A 25,627-nucleotide genomic window follows, 5' to 3' on the forward strand; every position below is an offset into this window, starting at 1 on the left:
CTCGACCATGGCGGTCAACGGCTGCGCCGGCTACGCGCAGGCCCGCTCCTTCGCGACCGTCACGGTGAACACCGACACCGTCACCAGCACCACCACCCTGTGGGGCCAGCCCTTCAGCATCGGCTGAGACAGCCACATCCGTTCCGGCCCCGCCTCGTTCACCGAGGCGGGGCCAGACGCGTTCAGGCGCTGAGGTACCCGCGCAGGACGGCGGTGACGTCGGTGATCTGCTGCACCGGGACGCGCTCGTCGCGCTTGTGCGCCAGGTTCGGGTCGCCGGGTCCGTAGTTCACCGCGGGGATGCCCAGCGCGGAGAAGCGGGACACGTCGGTCCAGCCGTACTTGGCCCGGAACTGCCCGCCCGCGGCCTCGATCAGCGCGGCCGCCGCCGGGGCGCCAAGACCGGGCAGCGCGCCGGGCGAGGAGTCGGTCACCTCGAGGTCGAGGTCCAGGCCACCGAGCACCTCGCGGACGTGCGCGATCGCCTGCTCGACGCTGCGGTCCGGCGCGAACCGGAAGTTGACGTCCACGTCGGCCGCGTCGGGCACCACGTTGCCCGCCACGCCCCCGGAGATCCGCACCGCCGACAGCCCCTCCCGGTACACGCAGCCGTCGATGTCCACCGACCTCGGCTGGTAATCCGCGAGCCGCGCGAGGAGCGGGGCCAGCTTGTGGATCGCGTTGTCCCCCAGCCAGGACCGCGCCGAGTGTGCGCGGATGCCGGACGCGGTGAGCCGCACCCGCAGGGTGCCCTGACAGCCGGCCTCGATGAAGCCGCCGGACGGCTCGCCCAGGACGGCGACGTCTGCCTGCAGCCACTCGGGCAGCTCGCGCTCGATGCGGCCGAGCCCGTTGTACTGCGCGGCGATCTCCTCGCAGTCGTAGAACACCAGCGTCAGGTCGTGCGCGAGGTCGGAGACGGTCGCGGCCAGGTGCAGGAACACCGCGTCGCCGGACTTCATGTCGACGGTGCCGCAGCCGTGCAGCACGTCGCCCTCCGCCGTGTCCACGGTGCGCCGGCTCGGCACGTTGTCCGCGATCGGCACGGTGTCCAGATGCCCGGCCAGCATCACCCGGCTGGGCAGGCCGCGGTTGGTGCGGGCCAGCACCGAATTGCCGCTGCGGATCACCTCGAAGCCCGTCGTCTGCTCGCGCAACGCGGCCTCTACCACGTCGGCGATCAGCGATTCGTCCTGGGAGACGCTGGGGATGTCCACCAGCGCGGCGGTCAGGTCAATGGGGTCGGCGTGCAGGTCCAGGCGAGGCAGTGAGGTCACCCGACCAGGTTAGGCGGCTCCGCCGCGAGCAGCAGGCCCACTCCCCCGACCCGAATCGCCCCCGTGAGCCCCGTGCGTCCCCGTCGTGCCGTCATCCGCGTGTCCCTTCGTCGACCAAGATCATCTCGTCACTGCCGGTTCCACGGACGCGGGCCGGTAGGGGTTCACCGGCCCGGCCGGTACCCTGACTGCCCGTGAGCATTCAGGGAGCATCTGCAGTCGGCATCGCAAACGTGACCACGGGCGGCGTCGTCCTCGACACCTGGTACCCCGAGCCCGCCCTCGGCGAGTTCGCCCAGGCCGGGACCGTCGTACTCGACGCCGGCGACGTGCCCGCCGAGCTGTCCGCGCTGACCGGCGAGGACGAGGCCCGCGGGGTCCGTCAGGTCGCGGTCCGCGTGACCATCGCCGACCTGACCGCCGCCCCCCTCGACGCGCACGACGCCTACCTGCGCCTGCACCTGCTCTCGCACCGCCTGGTCCAGCCGCACGGTCTGAACCTCGACGGCGTCTTCGGCCTCCTCGCGAACGTGGTGTGGACGAACTTCGGCCCCTGCGCGGTCGAGGGCTTCGAGCTGGTCCGCGCCAAGCTGCGCGCCCGCGGCCCGGTCACCGTCTACAGCGTGGACAAGTTCCCGCGTCTGGTCGACTACGTGGTCCCGTCCGGCGTGCGGATCGCCGACGCGGACCGGGTCCGTCTCGGCGCGCACCTGGCGTCGGGCACCACCGTCATGCACGAGGGCTTCGTGAACTTCAACGCCGGCACCCTCGGCAACTCGATGGTCGAGGGCCGCATCTCGGCCGGCGTGGTCGTCGACGACGGATCCGACGTCGGCGGCGGCGCGTCGATCATGGGCACCCTCTCCGGTGGCGGCAAGGAGGTCATCTCGGTGGGCAAGCGCTGCCTGCTGGGCGCGAACTCCGGCCTCGGCATCTCGCTCGGCGACGACTGCGTCGTCGAGGCGGGCCTCTACATCACCGCGGGCACCAAGGTGCAGGGCCCGGACGGCACCGTCGTCAAGGCCAAGGACCTCAACGGCACCTCCAACATCCTGCTGCGCCGCAACTCCGTCAGCGGCGCGGTCGAGGTCGTCGCGCGCAAGGGCACCGGCGTCGAGCTGAACGCCGCCCTGCACRCGAACGACTGATGACCGCGAACTCGACCTCCCCGGCGCCGCTCGAGGAGCAGGGCGACGCCARCCACCTCGGCCACGGGCTCAAGGTCCGTCATCTGACGATGATGGGCCTSGGGTCCGCCATCGGGGCCGGCCTGTTCCTGGGCACCGGCGTGGGCATCGCGAAGGCCGGCCCCGCCGTGCTGATCTCGTACGTGATCGCCGGCATCGTGGTGATCGCGGTGATGCGGATGCTCGGCGAGATGGGTGCCGCGATCCCCGCCAGCGGGTCGTTCAGCCACTACGCCCGGATCGGCATCGGCGAGTGGGCCGGCTTCACGATGGGCTGGCTGTACTGGTTCATGCTGATCATGGTGCTCGGCGCCGAGATCACCGGTGCCTCGGCGATCGTGCACGGCTGGCTGCCCGGCGTGCCGCAGTGGGTGGTCGCGCTGGTCTTCGTCACCTTCTTCGCGGTGGTGAACCTGGCCAAGGTGAGCAACTTCGGCGAGTTCGAGTTCTGGTTCGCCGCCATCAAGGTCGCGGTCATCATCGCCTTCCTGGTGATCGGTGTGCTGCTGGTCTTCGGGCTGCTGCCGGACACCGACCCGGTCGGGTTCACGAACCTGTTCGGCCAGGGCGGCTTCATGCCGAACGGCTTCGCGGGCATCGCCGCTGGCCTGCTCGTGGTCGCGTTCGCGTTCGGCGGCATCGAGATCGTGACGATCGCCGCGGCCGAGTCGAAGGACCCCGAGCACTCGATCGCCACGGCTGTGCGCAGCGTGGTGTGGCGCATCAGCGTGTTCTACATCGGCTCGATCGCGATCATGGTGCTGGTGCTGCCCTGGAATTCGCCGCAGCTGCAGAGCGGCCCCTTCGTGGCAGTCCTGAACCAGGCGCACATCTCCTACGTGGCCGGTTTCATGGAACTGGTGGTCGTGGTGGCGCTGCTGTCGGCCTTCAACGCCAACGTCTACGGCACCTCCCGGATGGCCTATTCGCTCGCCCGTCGCGGCGACGGTCCAGCGCTGCTGGGCGGCCTCTCCAAGACCGGGGTGCCGACCAATGCGGTGCTGCTCTCGGTGTTCTTCGGCTTCGTCAGCGTGCTGCTGAACTGGCTGCTGCCGGACTCGCTGCTGTCGATCCTGCTCAACGCTGTCGGCGCCGCGCTGCTGGTGATCTGGATCTTCATCGTGGTCTCCCAGCTGCGACTGCGCCGGCGGCTCGAGGCCGAGGGCAAGCTGACCCTGCGGATGTGGGGCTTCCCCTACCTGAGCTGGGCCACCCTGGCCGCCCTGATCGGGCTGATCCTGTTGATGCTCACCGACGCCGACGCCCGCAACCAGCTGATCTCCACGACGGTGCTGTTTCTGGTGATCGCCGGGCTGTCCGTGCTCAACGCGAGGCGGCGCAAGGCCGCACTCTGACCGCCTCGCCCGACGGGCAGCGGACGGACACACAGGCGGCCCGGAGCGGACCTCCGGGCCGCCTGTGCCTCGGTCCCGCTCAGCGCGCGGTGAAGCCGCCGTCGATCGACAGCGCCGCACCGGTGACGAACGACGCCTCGTCGCTCAGCAGGAACGCGACGAACGGTGCGATCTCGTCCGGCTGTGCAACGCGGTTGACCGGGTGCAGGGCGGCTATCTGCGCCATCGCCTCGTCGGTGGGTGCCATGGACCCGCGGGAGAGCGGCGTGTCGACCCCTCCGGTGGTGATGGCGTTGACCCGGACGCCCCGCTCGGCAACCTCCAGCGCGACGGACCTGGTCAGGCCCACGACGGCGTGCTTGGCGGCGACGTAGGGCGCGACCTCGGGGAGCGCGACGACACCCAGGTTCGACGCGTTGTTGACGATCGCCCCGCGGGTCTCGAGGACCGCGGGAATCTGGTGCTTGAGGCAGTTGAAGACGCTGGTGACGTTCTGCGCGAGCTCCGCGTCCCAGTCGGCACCGTCGATACCGGATACCGGACCGGACGCATTGACGCCGCCCGCGTTGTTGAATGCCCCGTCCAGCCTCCCGAACTCGGCGACCGCGGCGGTGACCAGCGCCGCGGCATCCGCCTCCACCGACACATCCGCCGGCACGAAGATCGCGGTACCGCCGGCGGCGCGGATGTTCCGGGCAGCGTCTTCGCCGACGTCCCTGCGGCGAGCCCCGAGCACGACCGCGGCGCCCTCCGCCGTGAGCCGCCGGGCAACCGCGAGACCGATGCCGGAGGTGCCGCCGGTGACGATGAAGACCTTGGAGTCCAGGCGCGAAGACATGGTGAGTCCTTTCGGGAGATCTGCTGAAGGTGGCGACGTGGTCGCCTGAATCAGACTGCGAAATCCCGGGACTCGGCGCTGGCGGGAATCGGACGACGCGTTTGGCGAGCGCGTCTCGTCGGGTTGGCGCCGGATACGCCGTAGTGTCGGCGCGATCTACGTCCGTCGTCGAACAGGAGACCGGCAGTGAGCTTTGTCCTGGTCGAGCGGCCCCGCGAGAATGTGGCCCTGGTGACCCTCAACCGCCCGGAGCGGATGAATGCCATGGCCTTCGACGTGATGGTCCCGCTCAAGGAGTCCCTCGAGTCGATCAGCAACGACAACTCGGTGCGTGCGGTGGTGCTCACCGGCGCGGGCCGCGGGTTCTGCTCCGGAGCCGACCAGTCCTCCGCCGGCAGCCCGCCGCACATCGACGGCCTGACCAGGCCGTCGATCGCGCTGCGCGCCATGGAGATCCTCGATGACGTGGTGCTGGCGATCCGCCGCATGCACCAGCCGGTGATCGCCGCCGTCAACGGCGCCGCCATCGGCGGCGGGTTCTGCCTGTCGCTGGCCGCGGACATCCGGCTGGCCTCGCGCGACGCCTACTTCCGGGCGGCGGGCATCAACAACGGGCTGACCGCCAGCGAACTCGGTCTGAGCTATCTGCTGCCGCGCGCGATCGGCTCGTCGAGGGCGTTCGAGATCATGCTCTCCGGCCGGGACATCGACGCATCCGAGGCCGAACGGATCGGCCTGGTCTCCCGCCTGGTCGACGGCCCCGACCTGCTCGACGAGTCGTTCACACTGGCGGAACGGATCGCGGCCTTCTCCCGGCCCGGTGTGGAGCTGACCAAACGGACGCTGTGGTCGAGCCTGGACGCGTCGTCGATGGCCCAGCACATGAACCAGGAGGGACTGGGCCAGCTGATGGTCCGGCTGATGACCGACAACTTCGAGGAGGCCACCCTCGCGCGGCGGGAGAAGCGGGAGCCGGTGTTCCGGGACAGCAAGTAGGTCGGCCGGGCCTGGTGCCATCCGCATCGTTGCCATCCCCCAGGCACGAACAACCGGTAGCGACGGATACGCCTCGCAGTGAAATCGGGAGGCGACAGTTGGCCGGACGTAAGCGTTGGTCATGGCGAGCGGTGGTGGTTGCGCTGACCGCAGCCGCTGCGGTCACATGGCTGGTAGCCGTCGTGACCGTCGACATCCGCCGTGCGCCTGATGCGAATTGCATCGCTGTCGACTCCAGCTTGATGGACGTGATCGTAGGTAAGCCGGCCTCCGACCCCCTCGAGCCGCTCGAGGCGGTCGCTGTCCGCGACCCCTGGACCCGCAGCAAGGCGTCCGTGTCGCCATTCGACAACTACTACGCAATCGCCATGCAGTTCCGGAGGAGCGACGGTTCGACATCCCACGGCGTGTGGGGATTGGGCGGGGGCTCACTTCCCCCTGAGGGGCAGGCGCTGAAGGTGATCGCCGACAGCGCACCGCTCGTCAGTGTGGACCAATCAGCCCGGCAGAGCACCGTCTGGCCAGAGACCGAGATGCATTTTCCAGAGGACGCCAACGCGGTGAAGGAAGCCCGACGATGCCTGGCCTCCAGATCATGACCGGGCGAGTCACGAACAGGAAGATTTCCGGTTCACATACCTTTTGACCAGCATAAATACACTAGAAATCGAATGTGCGTGCGAGTAGAATTTGATGTATGAAACTCGACGCCATGCTCACCGACCCTGCCCGGGTCGAGGCATGGCGACTCGACGAATCCGAGATTGTGGCCGCGGTACCCGAGCTGGTTCAGGACATGCGCAGACGCGACGCGCTCCTCGTCCGACTCGTCCACGAGGCCGATCAAAGATGCCTGCCCGAACACGCCGGTGCCGCCGACACCACCTCCTGGCTCGCCGGCACCACCCGGATGCACCCCGCCCACGCCTCGCAGATCGTCCGTCTCTCCCGAGAACTCCCCCTGCACTCCCAGATGGCCGAGGTACTGGACGACGGACGGATCGAACTCGCCCACGTCCAGGTGATCGTCAACTTCCTGGACCGACTCGCGAAACTCACCCGCGACTTCGACATCGACCCGGCACCCGACGGAACCGACTGGGAGCACCCAGACCCCGACAGCGGACGTGCCGACGACTGCGAGGCCTACCTGCTCATCGCCGCCCGCGCCGAAGACCCCACACAGCTGCGCAAGCGGGCCCGCGAGATGGAGATCTACTTCGAACGCGATAACGACCTCCCCTCCGACGGCGAGAACCCCGAACTCAACGAGTTCTTCGCCAGCACCACGCTCGGCGGGCGGATGCTCGTGAAGGGCAGCTTCGACGCCGAGACCGGCGAAGCCCTGCAGACCGCGTTGTCAGCTCTGTCGAAGCCGCACCCGAGCACCGACGACTACGGCCACCCCATCCGGGACGACCGCTCCGCCGCCAAACGCCGCGCCGACGCCCTCGAACAGATCATCCGCGGGCACCTCGACGCGGCCCGCGGGCCGATGGAAGGCGGCGAACGACCGCACGTCACGGTGACGATCGACGTAGACGCACTACGGGATGCGGTGTCCGCGACAGCGAAGGTGCCCGTGACCGGGGCATGGGTCGGAACAGGCTGGGACTACCACTCCGACAACGCAACCGGACCCATCGGCAGCGAACCTGGTGAAAGCTGCTCAGATGTCAGGCCCCCGCGGCACTACCGCCGCAGAAGGCACGCCACCATGCCCTGGGCCGGCCCCGTCTCCGCCGCCATCGCCGCCCGCATCTCCTGCGACGCGCAGGTCACCCCGATCTTCGTCGACCGGGGCGGCAACCCCCTCGACGTCGGCCGAACCACCCGCATCATCTCCCCGAAACTACGGAAAGCACTCGTGGCGCGGGACTGCGGCTGCGCGTTCCCCGGCTGCGGGCGCCCCGCCGCCTGGACCGACGCCCACCATATTCAGCACTGGTCCAAGCGGCCCCACTGCATTGTCGAACCTGGTGCTGCTCTGCAAGAAGCACCACACGATCGTCCACAAGAACCACTGGGCAGTGGCCATCGGCGATGACCGCCATCCTTGGTTCACACCCCCAGCCTGGGTGGACCCGTTGCGAAGACCACGGCCGGCTCACAACCGGCGCGTGATCCACGGGCCTGACCCACAGGCACAGGCCTGAACACTCACCCACAACCAGACCGGTTGCGGCCGAGACACACTCGGCCGCAACCGGTCTGCGCTGTCCGACAGGCCGACTGTCAGCCGCCCTGACCGGGCTCCAGCCCAATCGCGATGACCCGCTCCGGGTGGATGCGGATAAGCTCCGGCGACATACCCGGAGCCCACGGCGCCACCCCGGTCAACGCCTCCGCCCGACCGCGGATCTCCACGCACCGCACCACCCACGGCTGGACCGAGGCCAGGTCGTCCACCACGAACGCGACCCGGTCGTTGGTCGCGAGGTTCCGGAACTTCTTGCTGGCGACCAGATTCCGGCCACCGATGTCGATGGTGCCGAGTTCTGCGTTGTAGCGGAACCCGACCGGACGGTTCTGCGGCGCGCCACGCGGGTTGACCGTCGCCAGCCTGCCGAGTCGCTGCGTATCGAGGTAGGCGATCTGGTCCGCGCGAGTGTCACCGAGGCTTCTGTCATGACAATCTCCCGTCGCCGAGTCCATGCAGCCGTCACGCTAGGACCTCGACCTCGGTTCAGGTCAAGCCCGCCGCGCCCGCATCTCTCGTCGGCACAGTTCCCCGAAGACCCCCGCCGCCACCACGAAGAACACCAGCCCCACGAGTGGTCCCAGGAACACCCCGGCGACGACGGCCGTCACCGCGAACAACGCGACCTGCACGTACAGCCTGGCCGGATTCGGCAGTCGGCGGCCCGACGTCGGCGCCATCCACACCGCCCAGACAGCCGCCGCAACCACCGGCAGCGCCACCGCAAATATCACCTTCCCGAGCAGCGAATCCGTCGACGCGGCGCCAGCCAGCGCCAGCAACACCAGCATCGACAACTCGCAAAGGAAGGAGACGACCTCGAGCGGGCCGACCCGCGGCACCGCGGTGGCATCGCGCACCTCGTGCGCCCTGCTCACTGCTCGGCCATTCCGACGTTGACGACGACCTTTCCGAAGTTGCGGCCCGCGAGCATCCCGATGAACGCCTCGGGCGCATTCTCCAGGCCGTCCACGATGTCCTCGCGGTACTGCATCCGCCCCTGGTGGATCCACTCGGACATCTCGCCGATGAAGTCGGCGTACATCGCGCCGACGAATTCGCTCTGGATGAACCCCCGCAGGGTGAGGCTCTTGGTGAGGATGTGACTCATCAGCGCGGGCGCCCGGTCCGGCCCCTCCGGCCGCGTGGTCAGGTTGTACTGCGACACCAACCCACACACCGGCACCCGGGCGTAGGTGTTGAGCCGCGGCAGCACCGCGTCCCACACCGCCCCGCCGACGTTCTCGAAGTACACGTCGATGCCGTCCGGGACGGCGGCGGCCAACTGGTCGACGAAGTCCGGCGCACGGTGGTCGACGGCCGCGTCGAAGCCCAGTTCCGCCAGGTACGCACACTTCTCCGGCCCACCCGCGATCCCGACGGCCCGGGCGCCCTTGATCTTCGCGATCTGGCCGACCGCGGAACCCACCGGCCCGGTCGCGGCGGCCACCACCACCGTCTCGCCCGGCTGCGGCTTACCGATCGCCAGCAGACCGGCATAGGCGGTGAAACCCGGCATCCCCAGCACCCCGAGCGCCATCCGCGGCGGCCCCAGTCGCGGGTCCAGCTTGCGGACGTGGTGGGCGTCCGCGGCCGCGTACTCCTGCCATCCCGAGAACGCCAGCACGACGTCGCCCTCGGCGAATCCCGGTTCCCTGGACTCGATCACGTCACACACGGTGCCGCCGACCATCACGTCACCCACCGCCATCGGCGCGGCGTAGGACTTCGCGTCGCTCATCCGGCCGCGCATGTACGGGTCCAGTGAGAGATACCTGGTCTTGAGCAGCAACTGCCCGTCGCTGATCGACGGGATCGGTGCCGACTCGATCCGGAAGTCGGACCTCTGCGGCTCCCCTACGGGACGTGACGCGAGCACGATACGGGTGTTCTCGGCAGGCAGGGTCATGCTTCCTGAGGCTAGTCCCGTCGGACGCGAAATGCGCTGCACACGCACCGGCGCTCCACGCTTCAGCCCAGCAGCTTCTTCTGCACCTTGCCCATCGCGTTGCGCGGCAGCGAGTCCACCACCCGCACCTCGCGGGGCCGCTTGTGCGCCGACAGTTCACCGGCCACGTGCGCGATCAGCGCGTCCGGGTCGACGCCCTCGCCCACCACGTACGCCACCAGTCGCTGCCCGAGGTCGGCGTCGGGCAACCCGACCACCGCCACCTCGCGCACCGTCGGATGCCCGAGCAGCGAGGTCTCCACCTCGCCCGCCCCGATCCGGTAGCCCCCGGACTTGATCAGGTCGGTCGACTCCCGGCCGACGATCCGGTGGAACCCGCCCTCGTCGATCGCCGCCACGTCGCCGGTCTTGAACCAGCCGTCCTCGGTCCAGCACTCGGCGGTGGCGTCAGGCCGGTTCAGGTACCCGTCGAAGAGCATCGGCCCGCGCACCTGCAGACCGCCGATCGACTCGCCGTCGTGCGGCACCGGCGCCCCGTCCTCGTCGACGAGCCGGGTCGTCACCCCCGTCACCGGCAGCCCCACCCAGCCGGGCCTGCGTTCGCCGTCCGCACGGGTGCTCAGCGTGATCATCGTCTCGCTCATCCCGTAGCGCTCGATCGGCGTCAGACCGGTCAGCGCGACCAGTCGCTCGAACACCGGGACCGGCAGCGGGGCACTGCCGGAGACCAGCAACCGCGCGCCGGCGAGGGCCCGGGCCGACTCCTCGTCGCGGGCCACCCGCGACCACACCGTCGGCACCCCGAAGTACATCGACCCGCCGGCCCGCGCGTAGGCCTCGGGTGTGGGGCTGACGGTGTGCACGAGGCGGCTGCCCACCCGCAGCGGACCGAGCAGACCCAGGATCAGCCCGTGCACGTGGAAGAGCGGAAGGCCGTGCACCAGTGTGTCGTTCGAGGTCCACTGCCACGCCTGCGCCAACGCGTCCAGCCCGGCGGCGATCGCTTGGCGGCTCAGCAGCACGCCCTTGGGCGGCCCGGTGGTGCCGGAGGTGTAGAGGACGAAGGCGATCGACGAGGGGCGCGGTTCCGGGTGCCCGTGCCAGTCGCGGGCATTCACCCGCACCGGGACGACCGGCAGGTCACCTGCTCGGGAACTCTGCGCATCGTCACTGCCCTCGGGGGCCTGCCCGAGCCAGGCCTGGGCGCCCGAGTCGGACAGGATGTGTGCGATTTCCGCGGGACCGGAGTCGGGCGGCACCGGTACCACCGTGACCCCCGCGAACAGGCAGCCGACGACCGCGATCACCGTTGCGGCGCTCGGCGTCGCGAGGACGGCGACCCGCTGGGCTCCGGCGATGCGCCGGGCCAGGGCCCCGGCACCCCCGACGATGTCGCTGCGGGAGAGCACATCGTCGCCGATCCGGACGGCGTCGGGCAGGTCGTCGCCCCGGGCGACGGCGAGGGGGTTCAGTGAACTCAGGAGCACGCCGCCCRGCGTCTCACACCGCGGCGGACGGCCCGTGGACCAGATCAGCCGTGCGTCACCAGCGAACGCAGGAAGAAGGTGAGATTGGCGGGCCGTTCGGCGAGACGCCGCATGAAGTAGCCGTACCACTGCGCCCCGTACGGCACGTACACCCGCACCTGGTCACCCTCGGCCGCCAGCCGCGCCTGCTCGACGTCCCGGATCCCGTAGAGCATCTGGTGCTCGAACTCCGCCGGACCGCGGCCCACCTGCCCCACCAGGTCCTGCGTCTGTTCGATCACCACCGGGTCGTGCGAGGCGACCATCGGGTAGCCCCGGCCCCGCATCAGAATCTCCAGGCACCGCAGATACGACGCGTCGACCTCCGAGCGGCGTTGGTATGCAACCGATTCCGGCTCGTCGTACGCCCCCTTGCACAGCCGGATCCGCGAGCCCGCCACGGCGAGGTCCCGGCAGTCCCCCTCGGTCCGGCGCAGGTAGGCCTGCAGCACCGCCCCCAGCCAGTGGAAGTCGGCCCGTAGCTCGGTCACCACGGCGAGTGTCGCGTCGGTGGTGGTGTGGTCCTCCGCGTCGACGGTCACCCACACGCCCGCGGCCTGCGCCGCCGTGCACAGCGCGTGGGCGTGCTCGCGTGCCACCCGGAGACCGTCCCGCGGCAGCGCCAGGCCGAGCGCGGACAGCTTCACCGACACCTCCAGGCGGCGGACGCCGCCGACCGTGGCCTCGGGTTGGTCGGCGAGTTCGCTCAGCAGCGCGCGGTACTCGGCGAGCGCCGCGCGGGCCTGCTCCGGCTCGGTGGTGTCCTCCCCCAGGTGGTCGATGCTGATCGACCGGCCCGAGTCGAGGATCGTGCGGGCGGCCGCCAGTGCGGCCGGCCGGTCCTGCCCCGCGACGAACCGGGTGACGATGGACCGGGTGACCGGGGCCCGGGTGATCGCCGACTTCATCCGCGGCGAACGGGCCGCGGCGAGGATCGCCGGCCGCAGCGGGTTGCCCAACGCCCCGGACACGGCGATCAGTCCCGCGGTCCCATGTGCGGGTACCGATAGTCGGTCGGCGGGACGAAGGTCTCCTTGACCGTGCGGGCCGACGTCCAGCGCAGCAGGTTGATCGGCGAGCCGGCCTTGTCGTTGGTGCCCGATGCCCGCGCCCCGCCGAACGGCTGCTGCCCCACCACCGCGCCGGTCGGTTTGTCGTTGACATAGAAGTTTCCCGCCGCGAATCGTAGTGCGGCACCGGCTCTCTCGATCGCCGCCCGGTCGTCGGCGATCACCGAGCCGGTGAGCGCGTACGGGGCGGTGGTGTCGACGATGTCGAGGACCGACTCGAACGCGTCGGGCGCCGAGTCGTCGTAGACGTACAACGAGAGCAGCGGTCCGAAGTACTCGGTGGCGAAACACTCGTCGCCGGGGTCGTCCGCGAGCAGCACAGTGGGCCTGACGAAGAAGCCCTCGGTGTCGTCGTACTTCCCGCCGACGGCGACACTCACCCCCTCGGCCCCGCGGGCCCGTTCGATGGCAGCGACGTTCTTCTCGTACGCGGCCCGGTCGATCAGGGCGCCGCCGAAGTTCGACAGGTCGGTGACGTCGCCGTAGCTGAGTTGGTCGACCTCGGCGAGGAAGTCGTCACCCATCTCCGCCCACACCGACGCGGGCACGTAGGCCCGCGAGGCAGCGGAACACTTCTGGCCCTGGTACTCGAAGGCGCCGCGTACCAGTGCCGTCCGCAGCACGTCCGGGTTGGCGGACGCGTGCGCCACCACGAAGTTCTTGCCGCCGGTCTCCCCGACGAGTCGCGGGTAGCCGTGGTAGCGGTCGATGTTGGAGGCGACCTCGCGCCACAGGTGCTGGAAGGTCTTCGTCGAACCGGTGAAGTGAACGCCAGCCAACCGCGGATCACCCAGTGCCACATCCGATACCGCGGCCCCGGGGCCTGTCACCAGGTTGATGACACCCGGCGGCAGGCCGGCCTCCTCGAGCAGCCGCATCGTCCAGTAGGCCGCCAGCGTCTGGGTGGTCGACGGCTTCCACACCACGGTGTTGCCCATCAGCGCCGGCACCGTCGGCAGGTTGCCCGCGATCGCCGAGAAGTTGAACGGGGTGACGGCGTACACGAACCCCTCCAGCGGGCGGTACTCCATCCGGTTCCACACCCCCGGACCCGACATCGGCTGGTCCGCCAGGATCTGCCGGGCGAAGTGCACGTTGAACCGCCAGAAGTCGACGAGCTCGCACGGCGCGTCGATCTCCGCCTGCTGCACCGACTTCGACTGTCCGAGCATCGTTGCCGCGGCGATGGTCTCGCGCCACGGCCCGGCCAACAGGTCGGCCGCGCGCAGCAGCACCGCGGCCCGCTCGTCGAAGGGCAGGTCCCGCCAGGCCGGACCCGCCGCGACCGCGGCCTCCACCGCGGCGTCGGCGTCCTCGTGGGTGGCGGAGGTCAGGGTGCCGAGCACGGCGGAGTGCCGGTGCGGCTGCACCACGTCGATCCAGTCGCCCGAACCCTGCCGGTGGACGCCGCCGATGACGTGCGAGAGCGGTGTCGGTTCGGCGGCCAGGTCCGCGAGCTTCGAGGCCAACCGCGTCCGCTCGGGACTGCCCGGTGCGTAGGAGTGCACCGGCTCGTTGCCCGGACGAGGAACCTGTGTGACGGCATCCATGCTGCCTCCTGCCCACGGTGACGCTCCCGGGACGGTGCCCCGGCAACGAGGTACTCCGCCCCCAGGCTAGCGCAGCGACAGCGCGCAACAGGAAGGACGCGGGGTCGTTCCCGCTGACAGCCAGACGCGTCAGCGCTGGAGGCGTCCCGCCGCGGCCGCGATCCGCTCGTCCGTACCGGTCAGCGCGATCCGCACGTGCTGTCCGCTGCCCGGACCGTAGAAGTCCCCGGGCGCGACCAGGATGCCGCGGTCGGCGAACCAGTCCACGGTGTCGCGGCAGGGCTCGCCGCGGGTCGCCCACAGGTACAGCCCGGCCTCGGAGTTGTCCACGGTGAACCCGGCGTCCCGCACGGCACCGAGCAGCACCTCACGGCGCATCCGGTACCGCTCACGCTGCTCGTCCTCGTGGTCGTCGTCGCTCAGCGCCGCGGTCATCGCGGCCTGCACGGGCAGCGGCATGATCATGCCGGCGTGCTTGCGTACCTCGAGCAGCTCCGCGACCAGTGCCGGGTCGCCGGTGACGAAGCCGGCCCGGTAGCTGGCCAGGTTGGACGTCTTCGACAGCGAGTGCACGGCCAGCAGGCCAGTGTGGTCGCCGTCGCAGACCCGCGGGTCGAGGACGGAGTAGCCCTCCGCCTCCCAGGTCAGCCCGAGGTAGCACTCGTCGGAGACCACGATCGCGCCGCGCTCGCGGGCGAACTCGACCGTCTTGCGCAGGTGGTCGATGCCGAGCACCTTGCCGGTCGGGTTCGACGGCGAGTTCACGAAGATCAGCGCCGGGCTCTCCGGTCCCAGCCGGGTCATCCCGTCGGCACGCAGCACCCGGCAACCGGCCAGCAGACCGCCGACCTCGTAGGTCGGGTACGCGACCTCGGGAATGACGACCAGGTCGTCCGGCCCGAGCCCGAGCAGCCGCGGCAGCCAGGCGATCATCTCCTTGGTGCCGAGCGCGGGCAGCACCGCATCGGGATGCAGTCCGGTGACCCCGTACCGGCGCGCCAGCGCCCCGACCGCGGCAGCCCGCAGCTCGGGGGTGCCGTGCGTCGTCGGGTACCCGGGCACCTCCGACACCGAGGCCAGGGCCTCGCGGATCAGCGGCGCGACCGGGTCGACCGGGGTACCGACGGACAGGTTGACGATCCCGTCAGGGTGCGACTCCGCCTTCGCCTTGGCGGCGGCGAGGGAGTCCCAGGGAAAGTCGGGCAGAGCATGCGAGACGGCCGAGCGAGGCAATTTAGTCCTCGCCCATGGGCGGAAGTGCCTTGATGAACGGCGGGTCGTAGTCGACCTTGCCCAGCTTGGCTGCGCCGCCCGGCGACCCCAACTCCACGAAGAAGTCGACGTTCGCGCTGACGTAGTCGTTCCACTGGTCCGGGACGTCGTCCTCGTAGAAGATCGCCTCGACGGGGCAGACCGGCTCACAGGCGCCGCAGTCCACGCACTCGTCGGGGTGGATGTAGAGCATCCGGCCGCCCTCGTAAATACAGTCGACAGGGCATTCCTCGATGCAGGCCTTGTCAAGCACATCTACGCACGGTTCAGCAATCGTGTAGGGCACTGCCGCTCCCCTTGCCTTTCTCCACGGACCGGATGTTCTGGGCGCGTTTCAAGCTAAACGCCCAGGGCCTCCTAGTATCACCCTTCCTCGGGACCAACGCCCGCGCAGGGTGCCCTCAGCACACGGGCTCCCGATCTCAGACGGTGCTGCCCCTGCGCTCGGTGGCGTCCACCGCACCGCGGACCGTGTGCCCGTCGACCCACCGCATGGCCATCACCGCCGCCTCCACCAGTGCGCCCCGTTCACCCAGGTAGTCGGCGACCGCACCGACGAACGGCACGCGGCCGAGCACCTGGTACGGCCGGGCCGGCAACGGCCGCTTGTGCAGTTCGTCGGGGATCGCCCGCAGCGTCCGCGCCGTGTTCCACATGCCGCCGAGCATCGCGAACGGCTTCCAACCGTAGCGCGCCGGAGCATCCTCGCGCGGGTTCGTCAGCTCGGTCCGGGCGTCGGTCTCGCGCTGGCACAGCACCGAGGCCAGCAGGTCGACCTGCGCGCTGCGCTCGGTCACCCCCAGCTCCCGCGCGACGGCGATCAGCACCAGCGCCTGGTTGGCGAACCCCAACAGGTCCTGCAGCGGGAGCCGCTTCGCGATCGGACCGAGCACGCCGGGGAAGGCGACCACGATGGTGTTGACCAGGCCGAGCCGGGTCAGCCACCAGCGGGCCCGGCGCTCGTCGCTGGCCCGTTCCCAGGCCGCGGTACCCGGCACCTGCGCCACGTCGAGCAGCCACGCCGCCGCGTCCAGCGCCTTCTCGGCTGCGTTCCGCTGCTCCGCGTTCGGCCGGAACGTGCGGGCCTTGATGCCGAACGGGTCGGACGCGACCAGGTCGAGCACCGGATTGATCCCCCAGGCGGCACGGTCGAGGACCGCCACCACCCGCTCGTTGCCGATCCGGTCCTTGGCGGTCACCGGACACTCACCCGGTCCGCGTACTTGGTGGTGCGTTCGCGGGCCGGACGGCCGATGCCCTCGGCGATCGCGCGCAGTTCGGCCACGGTCTTCTCCGACCCGTGCTGCGAGCCGGCCATCCGCGAAATGGTCTCCTCCATCAACGTCCCTCCCAAGTCGTTGGCGCCACCCTGCAACATCGCCTGCGTTCCTTCGGTACCCAGCTTGACCCAACTGGTCTGGATATTGTGGATCCGGCCGTGCAACATCACCCGCGCCAACGCGTGCGCGGCCCGGTTGTCGCGCCGCGTCGGGCCCGGCCGGGAGGCGCCCGCCAGGTACAACGGCGAACTCTGGTGCACGAACGGCAGCAGCACGAACTCGGTGAACCCGCCGGTCCGGTCCTGGATACCGCGGAGCACGTTCAGGTGGCCCACCCAGTGCCGCGGCTGGTCGACGTGGCCGTACATCATCGTCGAACTCGACCGCAGCCCCACCTCGTGCGCCGTGGTGACCACGTCCACCCAGGTGCTCGTCGGCAGCTTGCCCTTCGTGAGCACCCACCGGACCTCGTCGTCGAGGATCTCGGCCGCGGTGCCGGGGATGGAGTCGAGTCCGGCCTCGCGCAGGTCGGTCAGCCAGTCCCGCACGCTCTGGCCGCCCCGCGAGGCGCCGTTGACGATCTCCATCGGACTGAAGGCGTGCACGTGCATCGACGGCACCCGGGCCTTGATCGCGCGCACCAGGTCCGCGTAGCCGGTGACCGGCAGTTCCGGGTCGATGCCGCCCTGCATGCAGATCTCGGTGGCCCCGGCGACATGCGCCTCCCACGCCCGGTCCGCGACCTCGTCGGTCGACAGGGTGAAGGCGTCGGCGTCGCCCTTGCGCTGCGCGAACGCGCAGAACCGGCAGCCGGTGTAGCAGATGTTGGTGAAGTTGATGTTCCGGTTCACCACGTAGGTGACGTCGTCTCCGACCGCGTCCTTGCGCAGGTCGTCGGCCAGTGCCACCAGCGCCTCGAGCCCGACGCCGTCCGCATTGGCCAGCGCCACGTAGTCGTCGTCGGAGCAACCTGCCGGGTCGCGCTCGGCGTTGCGCAGCGCGGCCAGCACGTCGGTGTCCACCCGGGCCGGCGCGCTGAGTTCGAGGACCTGCTCCCGCACCGTCTCCCAGTCGCCGAAGGCACTGCCCAGGTCGCTGCGGGTCTCGGTGTTGCGGCCGTCGGTGTCGATCTCGGTGTTCAGGTCGACGCGCCCACTCGACTCCCAGGCCTCGTCGGGCTCCTGCCACGGCAGGCCCACCGGGACGGTGTCGAGCCTGGCCAGGCCGGTCACCGGGTCCGCCAGCGCGTGCACGTGCGCGGCGATCCGCGGGTCGATCCACGGCGAACCGGCGAGCACGTACTGCGGCTGCGCGGCGGTGCGTTCGGTCAGCGTGTAACCGGCCTCGGCGGTGATCGCGGCCAGGTTGTCGAGGTTGGGCCACGGACGTTCCGGGTTGACGTGGTCCGGGGTGAGCGGGGAGACCCCGCCCCAGTCGTCCACGCCCGACGCGATCAGCGCCAGGCACTCCGCGGGTGAGACCAGGTTCGGCGGCGACTGGATGCGCATCCCCGGGCCGAGCACGAGCCGGGCCACGGCGATCGCCGCACGGAACTCCTCGATTCCGGCGTCGGGCGCCGACCGCATCACGGTGTCGTCCTTGGCCAGGAAGTTCTGCACGATCACTTCCTGAATGTGACCGAAGGCCTTGTGCGACTTCCGGATCGCCATGATCGAGTCGGCCCGCTCGGCCATCGTCTCGCCGATGCCGACGAGGATCCCGGTGGTGAACGGCACCGAGAGCCGGCCTGCGTCCGTGAGCGTGCGCAGCCGGACCGCGGGGTCCTTGTCCGGGCTGCCGTAGTGGCACTCGCCCTTGTCGGTGAACAGCCGGGTGGCGGTGGTCTCGAGCATCATGCCCATCGACGGCGCCACCGGCTTGAGCCGGTTGATCTCCTCCCAGCTGAGCACCCCCGGATTGAGGTGCGGCAGCAGGCCGGTCTCCTCCAGCACCCGGATCGACACGGCGCGCAGGTAGTCCAGCGTGGAGTCGTAGCCGCGGGCGTCGAGCCACTCCTGGGCCTCGGGCCAGCGCGCCTCCGGGCGGTCGCCGAGGGTGAACAGGGCCTCCTTGCAGCCCAGTTCGGCGCCCCGCCGGGCGATGTCGAGGACCTCGTCGACCTCCAGGTACATGCCGTGCCCCTCGGCCCGGAGCTTGCCCGGCACCGTCACGAAGGTGCAGTAGTGGCACTTGTCGCGGCACAGCCGGGTCAGCGGGATGAAGACCTTGCGCGAGTAGGTGACGGTGCGGGGCCGGCCCGCGGCCTCGAGTCCGGCGTCGCGCACCCGCGCCGCGGAGGCGCACAGGTCGTCGAGGTCGGCGCCGCGCGCGTGCAGCAGCACCGTCGCCTCGTCGACGTTGAGGGTGGCACCGTCACGTGCCCGGCGTAGGGCCCTGCGCAGCGCGGACGCCGACGGCCGCTCCAGTCCGGCCGCCGGTCCGGGGCCGGAAGGCATCGCCGGGTCGGGGAGCATCGCGGAGGTGGCCGGGGCGTCGTCGTGGGATGTCACGCGTTCGATCATGCGCCATGACCCGAGACGACGGCCACTGTAGGTCTCGGCTCGATCAGCCGTGGGGGTACTCGTCCTCGTCGGGGACACTCCGCCGCTGCTCGGCGGCGTCGGCCTCGTTGACCTCGAGCGAGTCGGTGGAGTCACTCGTCTCGGGGTCATCCGGCTCGTCCGGAGCGCCGGCGGGCGTCACCTGCTCGACACGGTCCGCCTCGGGGACGTCGGGCTCGAATCGGTCCATGTGGGTTCCCTTCCTCGCCTGCACCCAGGCTAGCCCTCCGCCCGGCGGGCGGACGGTTCCCGGAACAATCGTCGGGCGGGCACCGGCGACTGCGACACCGTCCCCGGTTTTTGGCAGGCTGAGGGCGTGAGCACCCCACCGACCACAACCGTGACCATGGCCGACCCGCAGTGGCGGCCCAGCACCAGGGCACCACTGCTGTGGGCGGTCAACGCCGCGCTGTTGTGGATCCCGGTGTTCGTGGCGCAACTGGTCTGGGCCGTGGTCGACGGCACCGCCACGAGCTGGCCGCACGTCGGCGTGTTCGCCGCGAGCGTGGTCGCCGCGGTTGCGCACGTCGCGGGCATGCCGCAGTGGCGCTACCGGGTGCACCGCTGGGAGATCAGCGACGACGCGGTCTACACCAAGACCGGCTGGTTCACCCAGGAACGCCGGATCGCCCCGATCTCGCGGATCCAGACGGTGGACACCGAACGCGGGCCGATCGACCGGATGCTGGGGTTGGCCACCGTGACCGTCACCACCGCCTCGTCCGCGGGCGCGGTGAAGATCACCGCGCTCGACGAGCGGGTCGCCGACGCCACCGTCGCGCGCCTCACCGAGATCGCCGGACGCAACGTCGGGGACGCGACATGAGCACCCCCGAGCCGGCGACCGCGCCGACCCCCACCCCGGCACCCGGTACCGCGCCCCCGGAGTCCTCGGGCGCGGCGGCGCTCGCGGCCGAGGAGGACCAGCCCTGGCTGCGCCTCGACAAGCGGATGCTGCTCGTCCACCCCGTCGACGAGATCGTCAAACTTCTTCCCGTGCTGCTGATCTCGGTGGTGGTCGGCAGTCAGAGCGGAAACCACGCGTGGGGCCTGATCGCGGTCACGGTGCTCGTGCTGTTCGCGATCGCGAGGTGGTTCACCACCAGCTACCGGATCGGCCCGGTGCACGTGCAGCTGCGCAGCGGTGTGTTCCAGAAGAAGCTGCTCTCGGTCCCCCGCAACAGGATTCGCTCGGTGGACGTGGAGGCCGGTCTGCTGCACCGGATCCTCGGCCTGGCGGTGGTGCGGATCGGCACCGGCCAACGGGCGGAGAAGACGGGCGACTCGGCAAAGTTCGAACTCAACGCGCTCGACGCCCGACTGGTCCCGGCGCTGCGTGAGGCCCTGCTGGCCCGCCGCACCGACGACGCCTCCGAGCCGACGCCGACGGGCGAGCGGCCCGTGGCGCCGGCGACCGAGATCGCGCACTGGTCGCCGGCCTGGGTTCGGTACGCGCCGTTCTCGACGACCGGCGTGCTCACGATTGCCGCGATCGTGGGCGTCGCCTTCCAGTACGGCGTCGGCGCGCAGATCGCGGAGTCGTCGACGGTCTCGCACGGCATCGACTGGGCGCGCGGGTTCGGCACGGCGGCCGTGGTGGTCGCTGGGCTGATCGTGCTGCTGACCGCGGCCAGTGCGCTGGCTTGCGTGCGCTACCTCGTCGCGTTCGGCAACCTCACGGTGACCGACGACCGGCACGTCCTGCATGTCAGCCACGGCCTGCTCCGGAGCCGGCAGACGACGCTGGACCGGGCGCGGTTGCGCGGCACCACGGTGCACCTGCCGCTGCTGCTGCGCCTGGCGCGCGGCGCCCGCCTCGACGCGATCATGACCGGCGTGTCCACCGAACGACAGCACTCGTCGATGCTGTTGCCGCAGGCGCCGCGCGCGGAGGCCGAGCGGGTGAACGCCGTGGTCCTGCGCGAGCACGGCTTCCCCGTCGACGTCGCGACGCCGCTGACGGCACACGGCCCGGCCGCCCGCCGTCGCCGCTACAGCCGGGCGTTGCTGCCGGTGGCGGCGGTCGCGGCCGGTGTCGCGGTCGCGGCCGGGCTGGGCGTTCGGGTGCACTGGTCGGTGTGGGCGGTCCTCGCCGCGGCCGCCGTCGCCGCGGCCGCGCTGGCCTGGGACCGCTACCGGGGCCTCGGACACGCCGCCCCCACCGGCTGGCTCGTCACCAGCAGCGGCTCACTCGACCGCGGCCGGCACAGCCTGGAGGCGGACGGCATCATCGGCTGGACGGTGCGGCAGAGCTTCTTCCAGCGCCGCGCCGGCGTGGCCACCGTGGTCGCGGCGACGCCCGCAGGCACCCGCCACTACGAGGTCCTCGACCTGCCGGCCGAGCGTGCCTGGGACCTCGTCGTGGCCGTCACGCCCGGCGCCGGCGACATCTGGATCCGCAGGACCTGACCGCGCGGATCGATGTGGACTCCGGGCATTCTCCTGTGCCGACCGTGCCGCAGCTGTTAGAGATGACGGCTGCAGCACATCGCCTGTCCCACAACCATTATCAGGAGTTCACTTGACTACCCGACTCCGCGCGGCCACGACGAGTCTCGCGACCGTCGCGCTGTTAGCCCTCGGCGCCACACTCATCCCGCCTGCGGCCGCCTCCGCGCAGTCCGCCTCATCCGGTTCCGCCGGCGGACAGGGCCAGCTCCCGGGCGTGAACGACTTCGAGTGCAAGTCGCCGCAGCATCCGCGACCGGTCGTGCTCGTGCACGGCACCGACATGAGCATGGAGGAGACCTGGGGGCCGCTGGCGGCGGAACTCGAGCGCGACGACTACTGCGTCTTCGCGTTGAACTACGGCGGAATCCCCACGTTCAACCTGGACACCTTGACGCTGGGGCCGGGCTGGGGAACCGCACCGATCCAGGACTCGGCAAAGCAGCTGGACAAGTTCATCGAGGAGGTGCGCACCGGCACCCAGTCCTCGCAGGTCGATGTCGTCGGTCATTCGCAGGGCGGCACGATGACGCGCCAGTACCTGCGGTTCCTGGGCGGCGCATCGGGCAACAAGGTTCACACGCTCGCCATGCTCGGGCCGTCGACCCACGGGACCGACTTCGGCGGTCGGTACCCCACCGAGGCCGACGCCAAGGCCAACGGCGAACCGGTGGCGGCCCAGCAGCAGATTCTCGGATCGAAGTTCCTGACCGACCTCAACGCCGGCAACCAGGAGACGTTCCCGGGGATCGACTACACCGTCATCGCGACGAACACGGACAACGTGATCACCCCGAACCCGACGCCCGCGAACCCCACCAACCTCTCGTTCCTCAACCCTGCCCCCGGAACCGAAGGGTCGGTCCACAACTGGACCGTGCAGGACAAGTGCCAGGACCCGGGCCTCGCCATCTTCCACGCTGACGAGTTGAGCCCGGACAGGCAACCCGAAGGCCTCCTCAACCATCCGGCCCCGCTGTTCCTCGTCCGCCAGGCCCTCGACCCGACGCTCGTGGGCACGCCCCCCTGCTAGGAGCTACCGCCGCGGGGGGGGGGGGAGCAGGCGCCGCGCGCGGAGGCCGGCGACATCTGGATCCGCAGGACCTGACGCGGCGACCCCGCCGCACCCACCGAGGGAGGGCCGCGATGCACGACGACCGGCAGATCGTGGAGGACCGCCTGCGCCGGTTCGTGGACCAGAGACTCGGGCCCGCGCTGTACCGAGATTCCGTGCCCGCGACGCTCACGGCCTGGACGGTGCCCGGCGAGCCGGTGCCGTTCGCCGAGGCGGTGACGCAGGAGTTCACGCCCGTCGAGGTCGGGGCATGGTGGGGCCGTCCGTGGGGCACGGTGTGGCTGCACGTCACCGGGGCCGTCCCGCCGCACTGGCTCGACCGCCCGGGCCTTGCAGTGGAACTCGTGGTCGACCCCGGCTTCACCGGCGGCCCGGGGTTCAACGCCGAGGCCCTCGCCTACCGCCCCGACGGCACTGTGGTCAAGGCGATCTCTCCGATGAACGCCTACCTCCCGCTGGACCCGCACGCCCCGCTCGACGTCTACCTCGAACTCGCAGCGAACCCGGACGTGGCCAACAGTTCCGGGTTCCAGCCCACCGCGCAGGGCGACCCCGACACTGCCGGGCAGGACCCGGTGTACCGGCTGCGTCGGGTGGCCCTGGCGTTGCGCGACATCACCGTGTGGGAGCTGACGCAGGACGTCGCGGTACTCGAAGGCCTGATGCACGCACTGCCGTTCGACCTGCCGCGCCGGCACGAGATCCTGCGTGCACTCGAGCGGATGCTCGACGGCGTCGACCCCGACGACCTCCCCGGCACCGCGGCCGCCGGCCGGGACCTGTTGCGGGACGTCCTGTCCCGGCCCGCGTACGCCAGCGCACACAACCTGGTCGCGGTGGGACACGCGCACATCGACTCGGCCTGGCTGTGGCCGGTTCGCGAAACCGTCCGCAAGTGCGCGCGCACCTTCGCCAACGTGGTGGCGCTGATGGACGACCACCCGGGATTCCGGTTCGCGTGTTCGTCCGCGCAGCAGCTGGCCTGGGTCAAGGAGGGATACCCCGAACTGTTCGAGCGGATCCGCGAAAAGGTGGCTGCCGGCCAGTTCGTGCCCGTCGGCGGCATGTGGGTCGAGGCCGACACCAACATGCCGGGAGGGGAGGCGATGGCGCGGCAGTTCGTGGCGGGCAAGCGCTTCTTCCTCGACGAGTTCGGGGTCGACACCCCGGAGGTGTGGCTGCCGGACTCGTTCGGCTACTCGGCGGCGCTGCCGCAGTTGGTGGTCGCATCCGGGTCGCGATACTTCCTCACCCAGAAGATCTCCTGGAACCAGAGCAACAGGATGCCGCACCACACCTTTCGCTGGGAGGGCATCGACGGCACCCGGGTGTTCACCCACTTCCCACCCGTGGACAAGTACAACTCGGATCTCTCCGGTCACGATCTCGGTCACGCGCAACGCAACTACCGCGAACAGGGCGTGGGCACCGTGTCACTGGTGCCGTTCGGCTGGGGCGACGGTGGCGGCGGGCCGACCCGCGAGATGCTTGCCGCTGCGGCGCGCACCCGCTCGTTGGAGGGCTCGCCCACGGTGACGATCGACTCCCCCGTCAACTTCTTCCGCCGTGCCGAGGCCGAGTACCCGGCGCCGCCGGTGTGGTCCGGGGAGCTGTACTTGGAACTGCACCGGGGAACCTACACCTCGCAGGCAAAGACCAAGCGCGGCAACAGGAGAAGCGAGCACCTGCTGCGCGAGGCGGAACTTTGGGCGGCGACCGCCACCGTCCGGTCCGGCGCTCGGTACCCGTACGGCGAGCTCGAGCAGATCTGGCGGCTGGTGCTGCTCCAGCAGTTCCACGACATCCTGCCGGGCAGCTCCATCGCCTGGGTTCACCGCGACGCCGAACGCAACTACGCGGCCGTGGCCGCCCGGCTCGAAGCCGTGATCGGCACCGCGACGGCCTCCCTCACCGGCCCAGGCGAGGTATCCCTGACGCTGAACGCGACGCCGGACACCCGGTCCGGTGTGCCGGCTCTCGGCATCGGCGAACCCGACGACTCCGCCGAGCCGACCCGAGTCACCCGGCTCGGCGACAGTTTCGTCCTCGACAACGGGCTGCTTCGCGCGGTGATCTCGGACGCCGGGCTGCTCACCTCCCTGGTCGACGCCGGCACCGGCCGCGAGGCACTGGCGCCTGACGGTGTCGGCAACCTGCTGCAACTGCACCGGGACACCCCGAACCAGTGGGACGCCTGGGACATCGACGAGTTCTACCGTCGAACGGTCACCGACCTGACGGACGCCGACGAGGTGACCATCGACGGCGACGCCGTGGTGGTCCGACGCCATTTCGGCGGTTCCAGCGTGGTGCAGCGGCTCACGGTCCCGCCGGGCGGCCGGTCCCTCGAGATCGCCCACGAGATCGACTGGCACGAGAGGCAGAAGCTGCTCAAACTGGCCTTCCCATTCGATGTGCACGCCGACCGGAGCGCCGCCGAGACCCAGTTCGGGCACGTATTCCGGCCCACCCACTCGAATACCTCGTGGGATCGCGCGAAGTTCGAGATCTGCGCGCACCGGTGGGTGCATGTCGGAGAACCCGGGTACGGCGTGGCGGTGGCGAACGACGCCACCTACGGACACGACGTCGGCCGCAGCACCCGCGACGGCGGCGGCACCACCACCACGGTGCGCCTGTCCCTGCTGCGCGCACCGCTGTACCCGGACCCGCAGGCGGACCAGGGCCGGCATGCCATGACGGTCTCCGTGCTGCCGGGCGCATCGATCGGCGACGCCGTCACGGAGGGCTACCGTGTCAACCTGCCGTCCCGAACCGTCAAGGGCGCCAATGCAGTAGCACCGCTCGTTCGGGTGTCGAACCCGGCCGTGGTGGTCGAGTCGGTCAAGCTCGCCGAGGACCGCAGCGGCGACGTGGTCGTGCGACTCTACGAGTCGACCGGCGCACGGTCCGTCGCACGGGTGCCGCTGGACTTCCCACACACCGGCACCCGGTTCGTCGACCTGCTCGAACGGCCGCTGGACCCGCCACCCGACTGCACGGCCGACCACGGTTCCCCGGTGTTGACGCTGCGCCCGTTCCAATTGGTGACCCTGCGGGTGCAGCGGTGACGTTCCCGACGC

General features: G+C 70.4%; 23 protein-coding genes. 10 read left to right on the forward strand and 13 right to left on the reverse strand.

The window, feature by feature from the left end:
* Nucleotides 1-127 (forward strand): MspA family porin (locus tag AC1DU4_RS11630; protein ID WP_477840069.1); only part of this gene is annotated, 127 nt, incomplete at its 5' end.
* A 55-nt stretch (nt 128-182) separates the two neighbouring features.
* Here the strand turns inward: AC1DU4_RS11630 and dapE are convergent.
* Nucleotides 183-1,268: a succinyl-diaminopimelate desuccinylase gene (gene dapE, locus AC1DU4_RS11635; protein WP_477840070.1), complete on the reverse strand. Its 1,086-nt coding sequence runs from the start codon at nt 1,266-1,268 to the stop codon at nt 183-185.
* A gap of 203 nt (nt 1,269-1,471) precedes the next feature.
* On the opposite strand from dapE, the gene dapD reads away from it, so the two are divergent.
* A complete protein-coding gene (gene dapD / locus AC1DU4_RS11640; protein WP_477839941.1) occupies nt 1,472-2,425 on the forward strand; it encodes a 2,3,4,5-tetrahydropyridine-2,6-dicarboxylate N-succinyltransferase in 954 nt (317 codons plus the stop codon).
* Nucleotides 2,425-3,819, forward strand: a complete 1,395-nt coding sequence (locus AC1DU4_RS11645) for an amino acid permease (RefSeq protein ID WP_477839943.1) — start codon at nt 2,425-2,427, stop codon at nt 3,817-3,819. The genes dapD and AC1DU4_RS11645 overlap by 1 nt, the downstream gene beginning before the upstream one ends.
* 79 nt (nt 3,820-3,898) lie before the next feature.
* Here AC1DU4_RS11645 and AC1DU4_RS11650 read toward each other — a convergent pair whose 3' ends face one another.
* A complete protein-coding gene (locus AC1DU4_RS11650; protein ID WP_477839944.1) occupies nt 3,899-4,657 on the reverse strand; it encodes an SDR family NAD(P)-dependent oxidoreductase in 759 nt (252 codons plus the stop codon).
* 186 nt (nt 4,658-4,843) lie between these two features.
* Here AC1DU4_RS11650 and AC1DU4_RS11655 point away from each other — a divergent pair, with 186 nt between their 5' ends.
* From AC1DU4_RS11655 to AC1DU4_RS11665, 3 genes are all read left to right on the forward strand, one after another.
* Nucleotides 4,844-5,653, forward strand: a complete 810-nt coding sequence (locus AC1DU4_RS11655) for an enoyl-CoA hydratase (protein WP_477839946.1) — start codon at nt 4,844-4,846, stop codon at nt 5,651-5,653.
* Between the two features lie 134 nt (nt 5,654-5,787).
* Complete coding sequence (locus AC1DU4_RS11660; RefSeq protein WP_477839949.1) at nt 5,788-6,252, forward strand: hypothetical protein; 465 nt, start codon at nt 5,788-5,790, stop codon at nt 6,250-6,252.
* Between the two features lie 98 nt (nt 6,253-6,350).
* Nucleotides 6,351-7,700 (forward strand): HNH endonuclease signature motif containing protein, encoded by a 1,350-nt coding sequence (locus AC1DU4_RS11665; protein WP_477839951.1) that lies wholly within the window; start codon nt 6,351-6,353, stop codon nt 7,698-7,700.
* Between the two features lie 188 nt (nt 7,701-7,888).
* On the opposite strand, the gene AC1DU4_RS11670 is transcribed toward AC1DU4_RS11665, so the two are convergent.
* From AC1DU4_RS11670 to AC1DU4_RS11720, 11 genes are all read right to left on the reverse strand, one after another.
* On the reverse strand, nt 7,889-8,308 hold the full coding sequence (locus AC1DU4_RS11670; protein WP_477839953.1) for a PPOX class F420-dependent oxidoreductase: 420 nt from the start codon (nt 8,306-8,308) through the stop codon (nt 7,889-7,891).
* A 36-nt stretch (nt 8,309-8,344) separates the two neighbouring features.
* Nucleotides 8,345-8,731: a DUF2568 domain-containing protein gene (locus AC1DU4_RS11675; RefSeq protein ID WP_477839954.1), complete on the reverse strand. Its 387-nt coding sequence runs from the start codon at nt 8,729-8,731 to the stop codon at nt 8,345-8,347.
* Nucleotides 8,728-9,762 carry an NADP-dependent oxidoreductase gene (locus AC1DU4_RS11680; protein WP_477839955.1) on the reverse strand — a complete coding sequence of 345 codons (1,035 nt, stop codon included), beginning with the start codon at nt 9,760-9,762 and terminating at the stop codon, nt 8,728-8,730. The genes AC1DU4_RS11675 and AC1DU4_RS11680 overlap by 4 nt, the downstream gene beginning before the upstream one ends.
* Nucleotides 9,763-9,824: 62 nt before the next feature.
* Nucleotides 9,825-11,249, reverse strand: coding sequence for an acyl-CoA synthetase (locus tag AC1DU4_RS11685; protein ID WP_477839957.1), 1,425 nt, complete (start codon nt 11,247-11,249; stop codon nt 9,825-9,827).
* 44 nt (nt 11,250-11,293) lie between these two features.
* The gene (locus AC1DU4_RS11690) at nt 11,294-12,196 is read right to left on the reverse strand and encodes a proline dehydrogenase family protein (protein WP_477840072.1); all 903 of its coding nucleotides are present in this window, start codon (nt 12,194-12,196) and stop codon (nt 11,294-11,296) included.
* Nucleotides 12,197-12,264: 68 nt separating this feature from the next.
* Nucleotides 12,265-13,908, reverse strand: a complete 1,644-nt coding sequence (gene pruA / locus AC1DU4_RS11695; RefSeq protein ID WP_477839958.1) for an L-glutamate gamma-semialdehyde dehydrogenase — start codon at nt 13,906-13,908, stop codon at nt 12,265-12,267.
* A gap of 129 nt (nt 13,909-14,037) precedes the next feature.
* A complete protein-coding gene (gene dapC, locus AC1DU4_RS11700) occupies nt 14,038-15,141 on the reverse strand; it encodes a succinyldiaminopimelate transaminase (RefSeq protein WP_072847085.1) in 1,104 nt (367 codons plus the stop codon).
* Between the two features lies 1 nt (nt 15,142).
* A complete protein-coding gene (gene fdxA, locus AC1DU4_RS11705) occupies nt 15,143-15,466 on the reverse strand; it encodes a ferredoxin (protein WP_072847084.1) in 324 nt (107 codons plus the stop codon).
* Nucleotides 15,467-15,602: 136 nt separating this feature from the next.
* Nucleotides 15,603-16,379, reverse strand: coding sequence for a hypothetical protein (locus AC1DU4_RS11710; RefSeq protein ID WP_477839961.1), 777 nt, complete (start codon nt 16,377-16,379; stop codon nt 15,603-15,605).
* Nucleotides 16,376-18,934 (reverse strand): bifunctional FO biosynthesis protein CofGH, encoded by a 2,559-nt coding sequence (locus tag AC1DU4_RS11715; protein WP_477840074.1) that lies wholly within the window; start codon nt 18,932-18,934, stop codon nt 16,376-16,378. The genes AC1DU4_RS11710 and AC1DU4_RS11715 overlap by 4 nt, the downstream gene beginning before the upstream one ends.
* Before the next feature lie 91 nt (nt 18,935-19,025).
* Nucleotides 19,026-19,211: a hypothetical protein gene (locus tag AC1DU4_RS11720; RefSeq protein WP_477839962.1), complete on the reverse strand. Its 186-nt coding sequence runs from the start codon at nt 19,209-19,211 to the stop codon at nt 19,026-19,028.
* A gap of 156 nt (nt 19,212-19,367) precedes the next feature.
* Between AC1DU4_RS11720 and AC1DU4_RS11725 the strand changes: the two genes are divergently transcribed.
* The 4 genes from AC1DU4_RS11725 (at nt 19,368) to AC1DU4_RS11740 (ending at nt 25,615) form a co-directional block, all read left to right on the forward strand.
* Nucleotides 19,368-19,847, forward strand: a complete 480-nt coding sequence (locus AC1DU4_RS11725) for a PH domain-containing protein (protein ID WP_477840076.1) — start codon at nt 19,368-19,370, stop codon at nt 19,845-19,847.
* Nucleotides 19,844-21,430 (forward strand): PH domain-containing protein, encoded by a 1,587-nt coding sequence (locus AC1DU4_RS11730; protein ID WP_477839964.1) that lies wholly within the window; start codon nt 19,844-19,846, stop codon nt 21,428-21,430. Before AC1DU4_RS11725 ends, AC1DU4_RS11730 begins: the two co-directional genes overlap by 4 nt.
* 112 nt (nt 21,431-21,542) lie before the next feature.
* Nucleotides 21,543-22,502: an esterase/lipase family protein gene (locus tag AC1DU4_RS11735; RefSeq protein WP_477839966.1), complete on the forward strand. Its 960-nt coding sequence runs from the start codon at nt 21,543-21,545 to the stop codon at nt 22,500-22,502.
* Nucleotides 22,503-22,615: 113 nt separating this feature from the next.
* Nucleotides 22,616-25,615 carry an alpha-mannosidase gene (locus AC1DU4_RS11740; RefSeq protein ID WP_477839968.1) on the forward strand — a complete coding sequence of 1,000 codons (3,000 nt, stop codon included), beginning with the start codon at nt 22,616-22,618 and terminating at the stop codon, nt 25,613-25,615.
* The last annotated feature ends 12 nt before the right edge of the window (nt 25,616-25,627 follow it).

Source organism: Rhodococcus sp. P4_F5, assembly GCF_056401315.1.